The sequence below is a fragment of the Rhizobium acaciae genome (assembly GCF_025941625.1).
In the GTDB taxonomy this organism is placed as follows: domain Bacteria; phylum Pseudomonadota; class Alphaproteobacteria; order Rhizobiales; family Rhizobiaceae; genus Rhizobium; species Rhizobium acaciae.
In genome coordinates this window covers 129,705-146,345 of the sequence record NZ_JAPCZO010000005.1, presented here as the reverse complement: position 1 = coordinate 146,345, position 16,641 = coordinate 129,705, and the positions used below count along the sequence as shown (strand labels likewise).

The window sequence follows — 16,641 nt, the reverse complement described above, 5'->3', positions numbered from 1 at the left end:
GGAGGCATGCCTGAAAAGGACTTGGCCGGAAACAGGTCAAAGAAATAGAGCATGATGTCGTCCGAAAACCGCTCACACTTTTCGGCATCATGCTCCAGCATCACCGAGGAAGCTCGCGCGAAGATCAACCTGGCCCTGCATGTGACGGGCCAGCGGCCGGATGGCTATCATCTGCTCGATATGCTGGTGACCTTTGCAGATCACGGCGACCGGCTGGATTTCGTGCCGTCGCCGACCGATGCGTTCACCCTGTCGGGCCGTTTTGGCGGAACACTTGCCGGCGGCAGCGGCACCAACTTGGTGCTGAAGGCCCGCGATCTCCTGCGCGCGGCGATCGGTCCCCTCGCCTTTCCCATCCGCATCCATTTGGAAAAGAACCTACCGATCGCCTCCGGCATCGGCGGCGGCTCGGCGGATGCGGCTGCGACGCTGCGCGGGCTGACGCGGCTCTGGGGCGCGACGTTGCCCGAGGAGGCGCTCGCAGCTCTCGCCCTGAAGCTCGGCGCCGACGTGCCGATGTGCCTTGAGAGCCGGCCGTTGATTGCCCGCGGCATCGGCGAAGAGCTCGAATCCGTGCCGGAGCTGCCGGCCTTTGCCATGGTGCTCGCCAATCCGCTGAAGGGCGTCTCGACGCCCGAGGTTTTCCGCCGGCTGGCGGAGAAAAACAATCCGGCTCTGAGCCTGGCACTGAGCCGGTCTCAGACTGCCGACTGGCTCGCGGCGATTGCTGCTGCCCGCAACGACCTGGAGCCGCCGGCGCGCGAACTCGTGCCCGAGATCGCGGCGATCTCGGCGATGTTGCAGGCCCATGGCGCGCTTTTGACCCGCATGTCCGGTTCCGGCGCCACCTGTTTCGGCATCTTTGCGACGATGGCGGCTGCGAAAGACGCGGCGGCAGCTCTTCACGAGGCGCGCCTCGACTGGTATTTCCAGGCGACGGAAACGGTTTCGGGAGGCGCATGATGGCAGGTCTGGACGAAAAGCGGCCCTTCATCGCGGTCGGCATTGCGGTTCTCACGATCTCGGATACCCGCACGCCGGAGACGGACAAGTCAGGCGACACGCTGGCGGCGCGGATTAAGGAGGCGGGGCATAGGCTGGTCGACCGGGGGATCGTGCCCGATGATTGCGAAAAGATTGCCGCGCGGGTGAAGGCCTGGACTGAGAACCAAGACATAGACGTCGTCATCACCACCGGCGGCACCGGCTTTACCGGCCGCGATGTGACGCCAGAGGCGCTGGAGCCTTTGTTCGAAAAGCGGATGGACGGCTTTTCCGCCATCTTCCACCGGATCTCCTATGAGAAGATCGGCACGGCGACGATCCAGTCGCGCGCCACGGCAGGCGTTGCCAACGCCACTTTCATCTTCGTGCTGCCGGGTTCGCCCGGCGCCTGCCGGGATGCCTGGGACGGCATTCTGAAAGGGCAGCTCGACTATCGAAGCGTGCCGTGCAACTTCGTCGAGATCATGCCGCGCCTGGACGAGCACCTGAAACGCGGCGCGACGAAGTAAACCCGTTCTCGCTTGCCCTATGTCGCAAGGCCCGGCAGGGCGGGCATGGTGTCCCAGCTGTCACCCGACAGCAGGACGCAGCTCATGCCGTGAACGTTCGTGACGATGAGTGTCCAGGTGCCGCTTTCGGCGGCATAGACCTCGAGAACGGCGTTCTGGTTGATCAGTCCGACTGCCGTGAGCTTTTCGGCGAAGTTCTTGTCGAGGAAATTGACGATTTCGGGTCGGCCTGCGCAACTGCGCATCATCTGCGATGCTGCCGAATGCGGATGCGCGATCACCAATGTCGGCAATATGACGGCCAGCAGGCCATAGATCATACCGCGTACGCCGTAGATCCTGCCGCGTGCCATGACGCACCTCCTTTCGCCGGGAACCCGGCAGAAAAGGAGATTTTCGGTGACCTGTTCTGCCGTTCACCGGCATTCCATGGCCATTCCGTTGAAGCGAGGCGCTTCCACGGCGCCATGTTTGAATTATAGCGCGAAATCCTATTGGGCGCCATCTTTTGCTCATGGAGAGGGTGACGGCCCTATCGAGCAGCGCGCGCGACCCAGGACGGAATCATTTCGCTCGCCAAGCGGCGCGGCTTCTGGCCCTTGACGAACTCGGTGAGCCGCATGCCGCTTTTGGCGGTGGCGAGCGCCAGCTTCTTCGGCATCAGCAAACCAAGCTCCAGCGGCGGCACGGCCCGGCCGACACGCTGGAAGAACGGGCGCCGGTAGCCGCGTGAAGCGGTGAAGCGCGCCGGCAGCTTGTTCAGCGCCATATATTCGGCGACCTCATCGATCCAGCCGGCCTGGGGTCTTGCGCCCGGCTCGACGAAGAGCAGCCATTCGCCGCGGGCTGCGCGGACGATGTCCTTGATATCCCATTGCGAATGGAAGCGGCAGCCGGCGGCGTCGGCCACCCGCGAGGTGCCATCGCGCGAGCCGTGATCGAGCACGACCACATCGCTCACCAGCCCCTCCACCGCGCCTGCCACCAATACCGATAAAGTCTGTGCCAGCTCAGATTCCTGATCCTGACATTCGAGAACAACCGTCAACATTGACTATTTATAATGCGCCGCACAAAATTTTGCCAGCATCGTTTTCCTCATTTTGTTCTTGCCTTGTTCTTGTTTTGCGGATAGGAATTTAATCAGCAAAATGGGCGGAGGCGATGGCTTTCCGCCGCGGGAGAATCCGATGAGAGAGCAGTCCCTGGCAGGGCAGCCCGCATTCGCGCCTGCCAATACGGCAGATATTGCCGATGCGATGATCGTGTCCTCAGGTCTGAGAGTCGAGGTCGATCGGCGGCGTGGGCGTGGGGCAGGACTGAACCCGACAGGCCGGTTCGAGACGCTGCAGCGGGAGACCGTCGATGATGGCTGGCAGACGTGGGAAGAGCTGCCGCCGTTCAAGACGGAAGTGCAGGTCGAAAAACCGCGCACGGCCATCACCCGCAACGAATCGCCGGATCTTTCCTTCGACCGCTCGATCAATCCCTATCGCGGCTGCGAGCACGGTTGCATTTACTGTTTCGCCCGGCCGACACACGCCTATATGGGGCTTTCTGCGGGGCTCGATTTCGAGACGAAGCTCTTTGCCAAGCCCGATGCGGCAAAGCTGCTGGAGCGGGAGCTCGCCAAGCCCGGCTACAAGGTGCGGGTGATCGCGATCGGCACCAATACCGATCCCTATCAGCCGATCGAGAAGGAATGGCGCATCATGCGCGGCATTCTCGAGGTGCTGAACAAGGCGAACCATCCGGTATCGATCGTCACCAAGTCGGCGATGATCCTGCGCGATCTCGACATCCTGCAGGAGATGGCAGGTAAGAACCTGGTGCGCGTCGGCATCTCGGTGACCACGCTGGATCGCAAGCTTGCCCGGACGATGGAGCCGCGTGCCGCCACACCGCCGCGGCGGCTGGAGACGATCCACACCCTTGCGGAAGCAGGAATCCAGACGGCTGTCATGGCCGCCCCGCTCATCCCGGCGCTAAACGACCACGAGCTGGAGCGTATCCTCGAATCGGCAAAGGCTGCGGGTGCTGCCGAGGCGAGCTATGTCATCCTCAGACTGCCGCTCGAGGTCAGCCCGCTGTTTCGCGACTGGCTGCTGCAGCATTATCCCGATCGTTACCGGCATGTGATGTCGCTGGTACGCTCGATGCGCGGCGGCAAGGATTACGATGCCGAATTCGGCAAGCGCATGAAGGGCGCCGGCCCCTATGCCTGGCAGATCGCCCGGCGCTTTGAAATGGCCGCCAGACGTTTCGGCCTGACGCGACGCAGCGTGCCGCTGCGCGACGATCTGTTCGTACCGCCGGATGGCAGCGGCGTGCAGCTGTCGTTGCTCTAACCTTTTGTTTTTACGCAATTCCGGACGAAAAACCGCTGCACACTTTTCCTGGAATTACCTCTAACCTTTTACGCAATTCCAGACGGAAAACCGCTCCGCACTTTTCCTGGAATTGCTTCAAGCTTGCGCATCGGCATCTCGACAAAACCGCCTGTTTTCGAGCCCCGAGCGCAATTCCCGCGGATGGCCCTGACCGCCACCATCCGCCGGACCGGTCCCCGGCCGCCGCCCTGATCCGGGGACTTGCGGGAAATCGGGTTGGCGTGCGAGGTTCAGCCGCATGAAACCTCGCACGCCACCCGATTCTCCCCTGCTTTTCGACACGGCTCCGCTCGTGCCGGATTTTCGACTGGAACTCAAAGCCCGCAAGGCCGGCCATTGGCCGGTCGCCGGCGCCGATGAGGCAGGCCGCGGGCCGCTGGCGGGACCCGTCGTGGCTGCCGCCGTTATTCTCGATCCGAAGCGCATCCCTGAGGGGCTGAACGATTCCAAGCAGCTTTCGGCGCAACGGCGCGAGGAACTGTTCGTGCAGATTCTGGCGACTGCGACCGTCTCCATCGCCTCCTCCAGTTCGACGCGCATCGACGAGACGGATATCCGCAAGGCAAGCCTCGACGCCATGCGCCGCGCTATCTGCAGCCTCGCCATTCCGGCCAGCTACGTGCTCACCGACGGGCTCGACGTGCCGCCCGGCCTCGATTGCCCCGGACAGGCGGTGGTCAAGGGCGATGCCCGCTCGGTCTCGATCGCCGCCGCCTCGATCGTCGCCAAGGTGACGCGTGACCGGATGATGGCCCGGGCCCATAGCGTGTTTCCGGATTACGGCTTTGCCGCGCATGTGGGCTACGGCACGGCGCAACACCGCGCCGGCATCGAGAGGCACGGCCCCTGTTCGCTGCACCGGATGAGCTTCAGGCCGTTGCGCAAGACCGAGGACGGTCCTGAGACGGACGAGCTGCTTTCCGAATAGGTCGCCCAAAGAAGACCGGGCAAATGAGAAGGAAGTGCATGCTCTCTGAAAGGGGCGCGCGAGGAACGGAGGGGTTGCTGCATGTCCTCTTCTCCCCTCGGGGAGAAGGTGCCGGCAGGCGGATGAGGGGGCCGCACGGCACGTTCTTCACGCAAAACCTATCCCGGCACGCCGACGGTAACGCCGTTCCCCAGCGCCCTGAATACGATCGAGACGATATCATCGCGGCAGAAACCTGCATGGACGCTATTGGGAAAGACCGGCTTCGCCGGCCCCCTCATCCGCCCTACGGGCACCTTCTCCCCGCTGGGGAGAAGAGGGAATCGAGACGTTGCGGCATATGCCTTCGCTCTGTTTAAGACGGTCCGAAGGACGGCGAGAGACACGTGGCCCGGCCCAGACAGAGGTGGCAATGCCGGATCAACGGCACCACATTGTCCTCCGCACGAGGAGTAGAGACCAAGCCTTGCCAACAAAAGAAAAGGCCGAGACATGCCCGGCCTTCTCTCTCAATCTTTTCGAAACGCTCAGTTGAGCCGCGTCTTGACCTGGCCGACGGCATTGCCGAAGAGCTCGGACTGGATTTTGGCGTCGGCCCGCTTGGCGAGCACGGTTTCAGCAGCCGCGATTGCGAGATCGACAGCGGCGGAACGCACCGCCTTCATCGCCTCGACCTCGGCCTGCTTGATCTTCTGCTCGGACAGCGCCGTGCGATTGGTGACGAATTCTTCCGTCTTCTTCTTCGCTTCGGCGGTCAGCATTTCGGCTTCGCGCTCGGCGGCGGCAACGATGTGGGCTGCTTCGGCCTCCGCTTCCTTGCGCTTGCGCTGGTATTCGACAAGCAGGTGCTGGGCTTCCTCGCGCAGACGCTTGGCTTCGGCCAGTTCGTTGCGGATCTGGTCGGCGCGGTCGTCGAGCGACTTCGCCATCATGCCCGGGACCTTCAGGTAGACGACCAGCGCCAGAAAGAGGACGAGACCGACAAAGGCGAAGAAAGTCGCATCAAGAAATTCCATCGATCAAACCTCCTTCTTGGCGGCCGCAACGGCGGCGGCGACATCGGCCTTGGCGACGGTGCCGCCGATCAGCTGATCGATAACGGCTGCGGCCGTTTCCTCGGCAATGGTGCCGACATCGGCGAAGGCCTTCGCCTTGATCTCGCCGATGCGGACCTCGGCAGCCTTGATCTTTTCCGACAGGGTCGCCTCGACTGCACGGCGATCCTGCTCGGCCTTGGCCTTGGCAGCGTCGCGCGCGGCACTGCCGATCGCATTGGACTTGGCACGGGCAGCGGCCAGTTCACCTTCATAGGTCCGGACGGCGGCGTCGGCTTCCGCCTTCAGGCGGCCTGCTTCTTCCACATCCTGGGAGAGGCGCGTGTGACGCTGATCGAGGATCGCCCCGATGCGCGGCGCGATGACCTTTTGCATGAGCAAATAGAAGACGCCGAACGTGATCACCAGCCAGAGCAACTGGGATGCGTAGGTCGTCGAATCGAAAGGCGGGAAGGGGCCGCGGGCGTGTCCGCCTTCGGCAACACCAGTCTCGGTATGGACCTCGCCTGCGGCCGGAGCGGCATGCGCATCCGTACCCGTCGCTGCCGCCGGTGCTTCCTCAGCGTAAGCCGGGGTCACAAAAAACATGCTCACCTCCAGGTGGACTGCAAATGCAAAGGATCACGGCTTGCGATCGCAGGCCGTGATCCATCTATTCGCCGATATCAGACGGCGAAGAGGAGGAGGAGAGCGACGAGCAGCGAGAAGATGCCCAGAGCTTCCGTAACGGCGAAGCCGAATACCAGACGGCCGAACTGGCTGTCAGCGGCAGACGGATTGCGCAGAGCGCCGGAGAGGTAGCTGCCGAAAATATTGCCGAGACCGAGAGCCGTACCGGCCATACCAAAGCAAGCCAGGCCTGCACCGATGTACTTTGCTGCTTCCGCTTCCATGTTGAACTCCTTTGAAATGGTTGTTGCGGCGAATGACTGACGCCCTTTGACGTCGTTGTCGTTATCCTTAGTGCCCGCCCGGATGGATCGCGTCATTGAGGTACATGCAAGTCAGCACCGCAAAGACGTAAGCCTGGAGGAAGGCGACGAGGAACTCGAGACCGGTCAGGGCGACGGTCATGATGAGGGGAAGAACGGCGCCGCCAATACCGAGAGCACCCATGGTTCCGAGCGAGGCGACGAAGCCTGCGAACACTTTGAGCGTGATGTGACCGGCGAGCATGTTCGCAAAAAGACGAACCGAGAGTGAAATCGGTCGCGACAAGAAGGAGATGATTTCGATCGTGACGACCAGCGGCAGCAGAACGCCCGGCACACCCGAGGGCACGAAGACATTCAGAAACTTGAAGCCGTGCTTGTAGAAACCGTAGACGAGAACCGTACCGATAACCAGAATCGCGAGGGCCAAGGTGACGATGATCTGGCTCGTCACCGTAAAGAAATACGGGAACATTCCGAGCAAGTTCGCCGTCAGCACGAACATGAAGAGCGAGAACACCAGCGGGAAGAACTTCATTCCCTGCTTACCGGCGCCTTCCTTCAGCATATTGGCGATGAATTCGTAGGACATTTCCGCGATGGACTGCGAACGGCCCGGAACGATGGCGCGGTTCGATGTCGCGAAATAGAGAAAGCCTGCGGCAACGGCAGCCGAAGCGGCCATGAAGAGCGATGCATTGGTGAACGAAAAATCAATTCCGCCGATTTCGATCGGCACAATCTTCTGGATCAGGAACTGATGAGTCGGATCGTTAGACACCGCTTGTTCTCTCTCTTTGGCCCGCAGGACGCGGGGTCATTGCACTGGACCGGAACCGGTCCTTATTTCTTGTCGTCCTTGTCGTCCAGGGGGTGGGCCACCACCCCCGCAGAACGCAGCACGTTCAGAACGCCGGCACAAAATCCGAGAAGCAGAAGAACAATCAAACCCCAAGGCGCCGTGCCAACAAAACGGTCGAGGACATAGCCAAGGAGAGCACCGACGACGATTGCGGAAATGAACTCGCTGGAAAGCTTCATCGCCTGGGCATAACCTTTGCGGCTTACCTCGGCACGGGCTTCGCTTGCCTCTTCCACGTTCGCCTCGACGCGCTTGGTCGCGAGTTTCGCTGCCAATTGCGCACGGCGCTTTTCAAGACTTTCCTCGCGGTCATCCGCCATGGATCTCTCCTCGCCTGTCCGTCGCCCGCACTCCCGCTACCCCGGTCATTCGGACCCCGGACGCGAAGGTTGAGACCCTTCCGGCCCGTTCTGAAGTCGCGCGCAACATAGTTTTAGGGATTAGCATAGTCAAGGCGTAGACAGCTTCTGTCCAGCGAGAAAATAATTCCATCAAATCAAAGAGATAAATCGACTCGGGGTCGATCGCGCAAATTCGACGGAAAGAATCCGCTTTTCCGGGCCGGAAATCGGCTTGCCCCGGTGATTTATCTCAGCTCCAGCCGCCGCCATAGGTGCGATAGAACACATGAAGACCGATGCGGCCGACCTTTTCCATGGTCTTTGCCCATTTCGGTCTGACATAGACGGCATGGTAGTGCGTCGCCGATCCCACCTGCGGCAGCCAGATCTTGCCAGCGGTCACCGCCATCGCCACGTCGCGGGCGACTCGCCAGTGATATTCCGAGTTCACCCTGTCCTTGATGCTGTCGCAGGCGAAAGAAAACTGGCAGCGGTTGCGCCAATCCTCGTTCTGATAGACGACGCCGCAGATGGTCTTCGGATAGGAAGGGTTGCGGACGCGGTTGAGGATGACCTGGGCGACGGCTGCCTGGCCCTTCACCGATTCTCCACGCGCCTCGAAATAGATGCCGGAGGCAAGGCACTGCTGTTCGCGGGCGGAAAAGACGCTCGGCGCCAGCACGCTTGCGGCCCAGGCGTGATCGCGCGGGCCGATCTCCGGAACGAAGCGGCCGCTGTCCTGTTCGGTCAGGATGGAATCGAACGGCGATTGGCGGGCATAGTCGGGTGCTGCTGGTGCATAGGCGGTGGCCAGCACATCGGCCTTGTTGCTGGTGACGAGGCTTGCGAGCATGGCCGGCACGCCGTTATCGGTCACAACGGGCCGCGTCTTATAGAAAGATGTGGCGATCTCGATTTCCTTGCCCTGGATCTTCGGCTTGACGAAGGCCGACCGGTCCTTGAGATCGAAGCTGGGGGTGAAGAGCATCTTGGTGCGCTCGAGGATCGAGCCGGCGGAAAAGTCCTTCGGCGGCTGCATCTTCTCGACGGCGACGACACGGCCCTTCTTGGTGCTGCGATTGACGCGATCCTCGTCCGGCGTGTCCTCGTGGCCCCTATCCTTGGCAGTGCCCTTGTCCTTGGCATTGAAGGCGACCTTGCGGCCATCGGGCAGCACCATGCCGGCACCGGTTGCGATCGAACCCGTCACCATCGGCTCGGCGAAGGCGAGCTCGGCCTGGTGGATGGAGCCGGCCGGCGAATTGGTCAGCACCATGCGCCAGTTCTCCCCCTCATGATCGAGGCCGGCGAGCATGGCGGCGAGATCGGCATGAGATGCGACGCTCGGGAAAATCAGCCAGCCGGCGAGACCGAAGATTACGGGCGACACCCAATTCTCGGGAATGAGACGCAGCTTGCTACGGGAAGGGCTCTTTCGACGCAACACGGACTCCGGGCATGGAACGCGGGAACATTCCATTAAAAATCCCGCATTAACCTTGATGTCCGGTTAACAGGCTGTGCCGAAATGTGCCCATGAGAATTTTTGGATATTCTAATGTGAGGGATAATTCGAGGGATAGGTGTGTCGCAGCCTTGTGAAAGGTTCCTCCCCACCTCGCGAAAGTCCCCTCCCCAACCCCTCCCCACAAGGGGGAGGGACTATGTGCGGCGCTCGCACGCAACAAACATCAGCCGTTCTGCGGATGAAACGATGAAGTGGGAAGCGCCGGAGCGGCAGGTTAAGCCCCTCCCCCTTGTAGGGAGGGGTTTGGGGCGGGGTCTTTGCCCCACGCATCAAATAATAACGTGCGAGCCCAGCTCCACCACCCGGTTCGCCGGCAGGCGGAAGTAATCCGAGGGGTTGGCGGCGGCGTTGGCGAGCGCGATGTAAAGCCGGTCCTGCCAGTAGGGCATGCCCGATTTGGCGTCCGGCACCAGCTTGCGGCGGCCGAGATAGAAGGAGGTCGACATGATGTCGAACTTCAGTCCCGTCTTGCGCAGTGTCGCCAGGGCCTGCGAGACATTCTGCGATTCCATGAAGCCGAACAGCAGCTCGACGCGGGAGAAGCGCTCGGAAATCTGCTCGACCCTGTAGCGGTCTTGGCTCGGGACGCGCGGCTTGTTGATCGTGCGGATCGTCAGGATGACGTTGCGATCGTGAAGCACGTGGTTGTGCTTGAGATTGTGCAGCAAGGCGGCGGGGGCCGATTCCGGATCGCTGGTCAGGAAGATCGCCGTGCCCGGAACCTGGGCCGGCGAATGTTCGCTCTTGCGCTCGATCGAGCTGACGAAGGAGGCGAGCGGAATATCGGTGTGGCGGGTCTTTTCCATCAGGATCGCACTGCCGCGACGCCAGGTCCACATGACGACGGTGAAGGCGGTGGCGATCATGATCGGGATATAGCCGCCGTCGTGGATCTTCAAAAGGTTGGCGCCGAGGAAGATCAATTCGAGCACCACCAGCGGCGCAAGCGCGATCACCGCGACCGGAAGCGACCAGTTCCAGCGGGCGCGGACGAACTCGAAGGCCATGATCGAGGTGACGACCATGGCGCCGGTGACGGAGATGCCGTAGGCGGTCGCCAGCGCGTCCGATGTCTTGAAACTCAGGACCAGGAAGATGACGCCGATGAACAGCACGGCATTGACCGAAGGCACGAAGATCTGCCCGGTATTGGTTTCCGAGGTGAAGAGGATTTCCATGCGCGGCAGGAAGCCGAGGTTGATGCCTTGGCGCACCATCGAGAAGGCCCCGGTGATGACCGCCTGGCTGGCGATGATCGTCGCGGCGGTCGCCAGGATGACGACCGGCAGCAATGCCCATTTCGGAAACATCAGATAGAAGGGATCGGACATCGTCATCGGATTGCCGAGAACGAGTGCTCCCTGCCCGAGATAGTTCAGCGTCAGCGCCGGGAAGACCAGCAGGAACCAGGCCCACTGGATCGGGCGGCGGCCGAAATGGCCGAGATCGGCATAGAGTGCCTCGGCGCCCGTCACCGTCAGGAAGACGGCCCCGAGCACGACGATGCCGTAGAAGCCCTCATGCAGCAGGAAGGCGACGGCATAATAGGGATTGAAGGCGGCAAGGATGCCGTAATCGTCCGAAATATGGGAAATGCCGGCGGCAGCCATGACGAGGAACCAGACGGCAGTGATCGGGCCGAAGAACCTCGCGACGGCGCCGGTGCCGCGCGATTGCACGACGAAGAGCAGCGCCAGGATCACCACCGAGATCGGCACGATATATTCAGAGAGCCTGGGTGTGACGAGCTTCAGACCCTCGACCGCCGACAGCACGGATAGAGCCGGCGTGATCATCGCATCGCCGAGGAAGAGGGCCGCACCCATCAGGCCGAGCAGCATCAGGATGGCGGTGTGGCCGTTGGCGGTCTTCATCAGCAGGGCAAGCAGCGACAGCGTGCCGCCCTCGCCGTCATTGTCGGCGCGCAACAGGAAGAGCACATATTTGATGGTGACGATGATCGTCAGCGCCCAGATCATCAGCGAGATCAGGCTGATGATCTCGAAACGGGTAACGCCGTCGTGGGCCACCGGCTTCAGCGCCTCGCGAAAGGCATAGAGCGGGCTGGTACCGATATCGCCGTAGACGACACCGACGGAACCCAGCCCGAGATAGAACAGCTTTTTCGGCGTCATATGGCGTTCGGTCGGATGGCTCTCTTCGGACATGAAGTTTTAACAGGCTCCTCAGAGCCAGCCTTTCCAGCGGAAAAAGAAAAAGGGGATGACGGCTGAAATCACCATCAGGGCCAGCGAATAGGGATAACCCGCGGCCCAGGTCAGCTCCGGCATGACCTGAAAGTTCATACCATAGACGGAAGCAACCAATGTCGGCGGCAAGAACACCACCGAGGCAATCGAGAAAATCTTGATGATCGAGTTCTGCTCGATGTTGATCAGCCCGAGCGAAGCATCGAGCAGGAAAGTGATGTTGGCGGCGACGAAGGAAGCATGCTCCGACAACGACTGGATATCGCGGGAAACGGTTCGGCAGAGCTCCTTCGTCTCGCGGTCCTGCTGCATCGCCGGGATGGTGTGAAAGAACGTCAGCAGCCGGGCAAGCGAGCCGAGGCTGTCGCGCACCTTGCTGATCATCCGGTGATGGCCAGCGATATCGCGCAGCTTCTCCTCGAGATAGTTCGAGGGCTTGCGCACCTTCCTTGCCCGGTCGCCGAAGACATGCATCGACAAGATGTCGATGCGCGAGACGGAAATCTCGAGGATCTCGGCGGTGCGGTCGACGATCGTCTCCAACAGCTTGGCGAGAAGGGCGGCACCACTGCGCCAGTTTTCCGGCAGCCGGTGAAGGGCAGCGATGAACAGCGCAAAGGATTTGGGATGGGCGTAGCGAATGGTGACCAGACGGTTTCCAGCCAGGATGAAAGCGACATCTGTCAGCGTCGGCACGTCGGTGTCAGCCTTCCAGAGCAGCGAGGCGGTCATGAAAACGGCGTCGTTTTCGACATAGAGACGGGCGGAAGGCTCGATATCCTTGAGGTCGTCGCGGGTCGGGACCTCGATGCCGAGAACCTTCTCGACATAGATTTCCTCATCGCGGGTCGGCTCGATCATATCGATCCAGACGACATCCTCGGGAAAGGACGCGGCATGCGACAGATCGCGGATCTCGACCGACCTGCAATTGGAACAGTAAGCGGTAATCACCGGTCGTCTCTCCGGCTGCACCCAACCTTAAAGGCCGGCATGCGCGTTGTGCTCAACCGCATCGCAGTTCCCAATCCTTCGATCGACAAGACAACTCCGAACTTGCAGGCGGGCAGGCCTCTTCGAGACGAAGACGACCGTCACTGAGCAACTGCAGCAAAACGCCATCATGGCGCCGCGGCATATGAAGCAAAGCCGTGAAATAATCAAGCCATCTTCCGTGAAGCGCGGCTTTTCACCACGTTTCCCCCACAATTTGGGGTATCCGGCGCGGCGATTCGGCTCGCTCAAGCACTTCGCATCGAGCCCGATTCATGCGACGCGCGTCAGCTCTTTGTTTCATGCATGCCGTTATCCCGGAACCGCTGCACACTTCCGGGCGACATGCATTTGTCGTGATGCATGCCTTTATCCCGGAACCGCTTCACACTTCCGGGCGCATGCATTATTCGAAGACGATTGTCGGTGCCGGACGCTGAGACTGGCCGGCCACCTGTTCCCAGACCTTGGCGGCGATGCCGCGGTAGATGCCGGCGACGACGCCGTTCGGCTCGGAGGCGACGAGCGGCGTGCCGGCGTCGGAGGTTTCGCGGATGTTCATCGTCAGCGGCACTTCGCCGAGGAAGGGCACGCCGATGCGCTCTGCCTCCTTGCGGGCGCCGCCATGGCCGAAGATGTCGTAGCGGGTGCCGGTATCCGGGGCGATGAAATAGCTCATATTCTCGACGATGCCGAGAACCGGCACCTCGACCTTGCGGAACATGTTGAGGCCCTTGCGGGCATCGATCAGCGCCAGATCCTGCGGCGTCGAGACGATGACGGCGCCGGCAAGCGGCACCTGCTGGGCCATGGTCAATTGGGCATCGCCAGTGCCGGGCGGCATGTCGACGACGAGGACGTCGAGTTCGCCCCAGGCGACTTCGCGCAGCATCTGCAACAGCGCCGACTGGACCATCGGCCCGCGCCAGATCATCGCCGTCTCCTCGTCGACAAGGAAGCCCATCGACATGACCTTGAGGCCATAATTCTCCATCGGATTGATGATACGGCCGTCGATCTGGGTCGGGCGACCGGATATCTTCAGCAGCCGCGGCATCGAGGGACCGTAGATATCGGCATCGAGAATGCCGACACGAAGGCCGTTGGCGAGTAGGCCGAGTGCGAGATTGACGGCGGTGGTCGACTTTCCGACCCCACCCTTGCCCGAGGCGACGGCAATGATGGCACCGATGCCGGGCACACCGATCTTGCCGGCGCGCGGCGGTTGTTGAGGCGCGTGGGCGTGGCCCGCATGATCATGTTGATGATCGTGGCCGGCATGGCCGTGAGGCGGGTTCGGCCGGGCAGCCGGAGCGGCGGCCGCCGCCTTCTTGTCGGCGGTCAGTGTGACGAGGGCACCCTTGACGCCCGGCATTTCCTTGATGACGCGCTCGGCGGCGAGCCGCATCGGCTCCAGCTCCTTGGCGCGATCGGCCGGGACGGTAATGGAGAAATAAACCTTGCCGTCGGAGATGAAGACGTCGGAGACCATGCCGAGCTCGACGATATCGTGCTCGAGATCGGGTCCACGCACGGTCTTCAGCGTTTCGAGAACCTGTTCCTTGGTAACGTCGGCCATTCCACCCTCACTGCTTCTTGCAGATCACAGATAGTGGAGACGGAAGCCTTCGCCAAACAAAATCATCGGGAGGAAAATCCCGCGCGCCAAAAGAGCGCCGGGGAGAATTGGCAATCCGTTGCGGCCATCAAGTCCGCCGGGCTTTCGCCCTGATGGCCGCAACGGTCTCCCCGAGAACCGGCGCAATCCGGGGCGAACTAGAGCAAGCCGAAAAAAAGACCAGCGAAAAGTGAACGGGGAAGACGAAATCGCAGACAGCCGGGTAAGAAGCGGTGCCAAAACGCAACAACCGCCGCCGACACCGAAGAGCCGGGAGAAAAGCGGCATCGGCGTCGGGCAGCGGTGTGTCGGCCGCGCCATTTCCTGGCGCTGGTCTCAAAGTCCCCTCTGGACCTCTCGCATCAACAGATGCAGAAAGCGTGCCAGATGGAAAATCAGTAAAAAGACCGCAAAAGCGCTTGCGACAGCCCCTCAGCAGGAAAGATATGCCTACGTGCTGGGCGGCTTCGAAAGCCATCGGTTGTTTTTTGCAACTTATTTGATCAGGCCGATGCGTAGCGCCTTGGCGACCGCCTGGGTGCGGTTGACCGTGTCGAGCTTCTTGGTGGCGCGGTTGAGGTAGTGATTGACCGTATGCTCGGACAGGGTCAGGATTTCGGCGATTTCGGCACTGGTCTTGCCGGCCGCCGTCCAGTTGAGGCAATCGATCTCGCGGTCGGTCAGCGTGTCCGTCATGCGCGTATCGAGGTTGCGGATCTCGGCGAGCCTGTCGAAGACGTGGATGGCGATGTAGCAGAGCTCGCGCATCTCGGCCGGGCTGAAGGGTTCGCGGTCGCCGGCAAAAGAGACGGCGCCGCGCAGGCCGGAGGGCTCATGGGTCGGGAAATAGGCGCAACGCATCATCTTGAATCGTTCGAACAGCGAGGCGACGAGGATGGACTTGCCGTCGTCCCGCGACCAGTTCTGCTGCGACATGTCGTAGAAGAAGGGCCGCGCGGATGTCCTCAGCCGCCTGAGGACCGGACTGTTCACCATCAGGCCCTCCTGGTCGTAGAGGGCCAGAAGCTCGGCTGGCCAGCTGGTGATGACAGTACTGCCCTGAAGATCGAAAGAGGTGATCGGCGGCAGGTTGAGAACCATGAAGGCACGGCTGCGATAGGCTTCCGTCACGCGTTTCATGAAACGGAAAATATCGAACTGGGTCTTCAGGCCCGCTATTTCCTGAACATAATCGTCTTCTTCCGTGGATGTTTGCGACAAGGGTGCCATCACATTTCTTCATCTTCGGCACAGCGGCCGGCAAACCGTTTGCGATTGCCTCAGGGAACGATGATCGCTTTGGATCACATGGGATCGGCCTCGGCGTTGAGCGTTCGGCCGGTGAATGGTTGTAGATTTCGCGGACCGTTCTAGTTGTGGTGATTCGCCAGCAAATCTCAATATCGCGCTCATCATAAGCATGCTCTGCGATTGCGTCCAGCGGCCGGCGGACGGCGACTTTTTGCGTCAGCGGCGCGGACCCAGACGGACGCGCATGCCTTCCATGATCCTCCCAGCCGCCAGCTGAACCGGAACGGCCCATTGGTGCAGAAGTTCCATCGACAACCGATAGGCCGGGCCGGTAATCGAAATGCCACCGATAAAGGTCCGATCCTCCGACCAGACGGGTGCGGCAACGCAACGGATGCCGGCCTCATGTTCCTCGCGGTCGAAGGCATAGCCCTGCTCGACAATCTCGCTGATTTCCGCGAGCAGCGTTTCAGCTGAGACAAGGGTCGAGGCCGTAAAACTGGTGAAGCTCAGGCCGGCGACGAGACCGACGAGGCTTTCGGCCGGGAGTAGCGAAAGGGCGGCCTTGCCGACGCCGGTGCAGTAGCAGGGCGAGGCATTGCCGATCTGCGAATACATGCGCACCGGCTGACGGCCTTCGACCTTATCGAGATAGATGATCGACTGGCCCCTGAGGACGCCGAGATGCACGGTCTCGCCGGTCGCCCGCTGCAGATCGGCAAGGTGCGGTTCGGCGATCAGACGGAATTCGTTGCGCGCCCAGCTGCGCGCGGCAAAATCGAGCAGGCGCAGGCCAGGCGCATATCGGCCGTCGCCATCGAGCTCGAGCAGCCCCTCCTCCACCAGATGGGTGAGCTGGCGATGCAGCGTGCCGCGCGGCTGGCCGGCAAGGGCCAGGATATCGGTGAAACGCAGCGGCGCATCCGCATGGGTGACGAGATCGAGCAGGACCATCAGTTTGCCGAGCGTGCCGGTCTCGCGTGCCTGCGCCGTGCTTTCGCCGTTTGAATTCATCGCCT

Annotated in this window: 17 protein-coding genes; 4 read left to right on the top strand and 13 right to left on the bottom strand. The window is 61.5% G+C overall.

The annotated features are described in order from the left end of the window. Positions 1-51 precede the first annotated feature (51 nt). Together OLZ32_RS09960 and moaB are read left to right on the top strand one after the other, a co-directional pair. Positions 52-963: a 4-(cytidine 5'-diphospho)-2-C-methyl-D-erythritol kinase gene (locus OLZ32_RS09960; RefSeq protein ID WP_264420799.1), complete on the top strand. Its 912-nt coding sequence runs from the start codon at positions 52-54 to the stop codon at positions 961-963. Then, positions 963-1,514 (top strand): molybdenum cofactor biosynthesis protein B, encoded by a 552-nt coding sequence (moaB, locus tag OLZ32_RS09955; protein ID WP_026160118.1) that lies wholly within the window; start codon positions 963-965, stop codon positions 1,512-1,514. The genes OLZ32_RS09960 and moaB overlap by 1 nt, the downstream gene beginning before the upstream one ends. Before the next feature lie 17 nt (positions 1,515-1,531). On the opposite strand, the gene OLZ32_RS09950 is transcribed toward moaB, so the two are convergent. Both OLZ32_RS09950 and OLZ32_RS09945 read right to left on the bottom strand, forming a co-directional pair. Beyond that, positions 1,532-1,867: a hypothetical protein gene (locus tag OLZ32_RS09950; RefSeq protein WP_003545864.1), complete on the bottom strand. Its 336-nt coding sequence runs from the start codon at positions 1,865-1,867 to the stop codon at positions 1,532-1,534. 179 nt (positions 1,868-2,046) lie between these two features. Beyond that, positions 2,047-2,565, bottom strand: coding sequence for a glycosyltransferase family A protein (locus OLZ32_RS09945; protein WP_003545863.1), 519 nt, complete (start codon positions 2,563-2,565; stop codon positions 2,047-2,049). Positions 2,566-2,704: 139 nt separating this feature from the next. On the opposite strand from OLZ32_RS09945, the gene OLZ32_RS09940 reads away from it, so the two are divergent. After that, entirely contained in the window at positions 2,705-3,862 is a 1,158-nt protein-coding gene (locus tag OLZ32_RS09940; protein WP_264420796.1) for a PA0069 family radical SAM protein, read from the top strand. A gap of 280 nt (positions 3,863-4,142) precedes the next feature. Continuing rightward, positions 4,143-4,832 (top strand): ribonuclease HII, encoded by a 690-nt coding sequence (locus OLZ32_RS09935; protein WP_003545859.1) that lies wholly within the window; start codon positions 4,143-4,145, stop codon positions 4,830-4,832. A gap of 527 nt (positions 4,833-5,359) precedes the next feature. On the opposite strand, the gene OLZ32_RS09930 is transcribed toward OLZ32_RS09935, so the two are convergent. The 11 genes from OLZ32_RS09930 to OLZ32_RS09880 all read right to left on the bottom strand — a co-directional run bounded on the left by OLZ32_RS09930 (position 5,360) and on the right by OLZ32_RS09880 (position 16,636). Then, positions 5,360-5,848 (bottom strand): F0F1 ATP synthase subunit B, encoded by a 489-nt coding sequence (locus OLZ32_RS09930; RefSeq protein ID WP_003545857.1) that lies wholly within the window; start codon positions 5,846-5,848, stop codon positions 5,360-5,362. A 3-nt stretch (positions 5,849-5,851) separates the two neighbouring features. Beyond that, the gene (locus OLZ32_RS09925; protein ID WP_003545855.1) at positions 5,852-6,475 is read right to left on the bottom strand and encodes a F0F1 ATP synthase subunit B; all 624 of its coding nucleotides are present in this window, start codon (positions 6,473-6,475) and stop codon (positions 5,852-5,854) included. Positions 6,476-6,552: 77 nt separating this feature from the next. Then, positions 6,553-6,780, bottom strand: coding sequence for a F0F1 ATP synthase subunit C (locus OLZ32_RS09920; protein WP_003545854.1), 228 nt, complete (start codon positions 6,778-6,780; stop codon positions 6,553-6,555). 67 nt (positions 6,781-6,847) lie between these two features. Further along, a complete protein-coding gene (locus OLZ32_RS09915; RefSeq protein ID WP_003545853.1) occupies positions 6,848-7,600 on the bottom strand; it encodes a F0F1 ATP synthase subunit A in 753 nt (250 codons plus the stop codon). 62 nt (positions 7,601-7,662) lie between these two features. Further along, complete coding sequence (locus tag OLZ32_RS09910; RefSeq protein WP_003545852.1) at positions 7,663-8,001, bottom strand: AtpZ/AtpI family protein; 339 nt, start codon at positions 7,999-8,001, stop codon at positions 7,663-7,665. 271 nt (positions 8,002-8,272) lie between these two features. Next, positions 8,273-9,502, bottom strand: a complete 1,230-nt coding sequence (locus OLZ32_RS09905; protein WP_264420792.1) for a cell wall hydrolase — start codon at positions 9,500-9,502, stop codon at positions 8,273-8,275. 317 nt (positions 9,503-9,819) lie between these two features. Continuing rightward, positions 9,820-11,718: a potassium transporter Kup gene (locus OLZ32_RS09900; RefSeq protein ID WP_264420790.1), complete on the bottom strand. Its 1,899-nt coding sequence runs from the start codon at positions 11,716-11,718 to the stop codon at positions 9,820-9,822. Positions 11,719-11,736: 18 nt separating this feature from the next. Next, positions 11,737-12,714, bottom strand: coding sequence for a magnesium transporter CorA family protein (locus OLZ32_RS09895; RefSeq protein WP_003545849.1), 978 nt, complete (start codon positions 12,712-12,714; stop codon positions 11,737-11,739). Between the two features lie 445 nt (positions 12,715-13,159). Continuing rightward, a complete protein-coding gene (locus OLZ32_RS09890; RefSeq protein WP_003545848.1) occupies positions 13,160-14,332 on the bottom strand; it encodes an Mrp/NBP35 family ATP-binding protein in 1,173 nt (390 codons plus the stop codon). Positions 14,333-14,866: 534 nt separating this feature from the next. Further along, entirely contained in the window at positions 14,867-15,601 is a 735-nt protein-coding gene (locus OLZ32_RS09885) for a LuxR family transcriptional regulator (protein WP_003545846.1), read from the bottom strand. A 237-nt stretch (positions 15,602-15,838) separates the two neighbouring features. Continuing rightward, the gene (locus OLZ32_RS09880; protein ID WP_003545844.1) at positions 15,839-16,636 is read right to left on the bottom strand and encodes an IclR family transcriptional regulator; all 798 of its coding nucleotides are present in this window, start codon (positions 16,634-16,636) and stop codon (positions 15,839-15,841) included. Between the last annotated feature and the right edge of the window lie 5 nt (positions 16,637-16,641).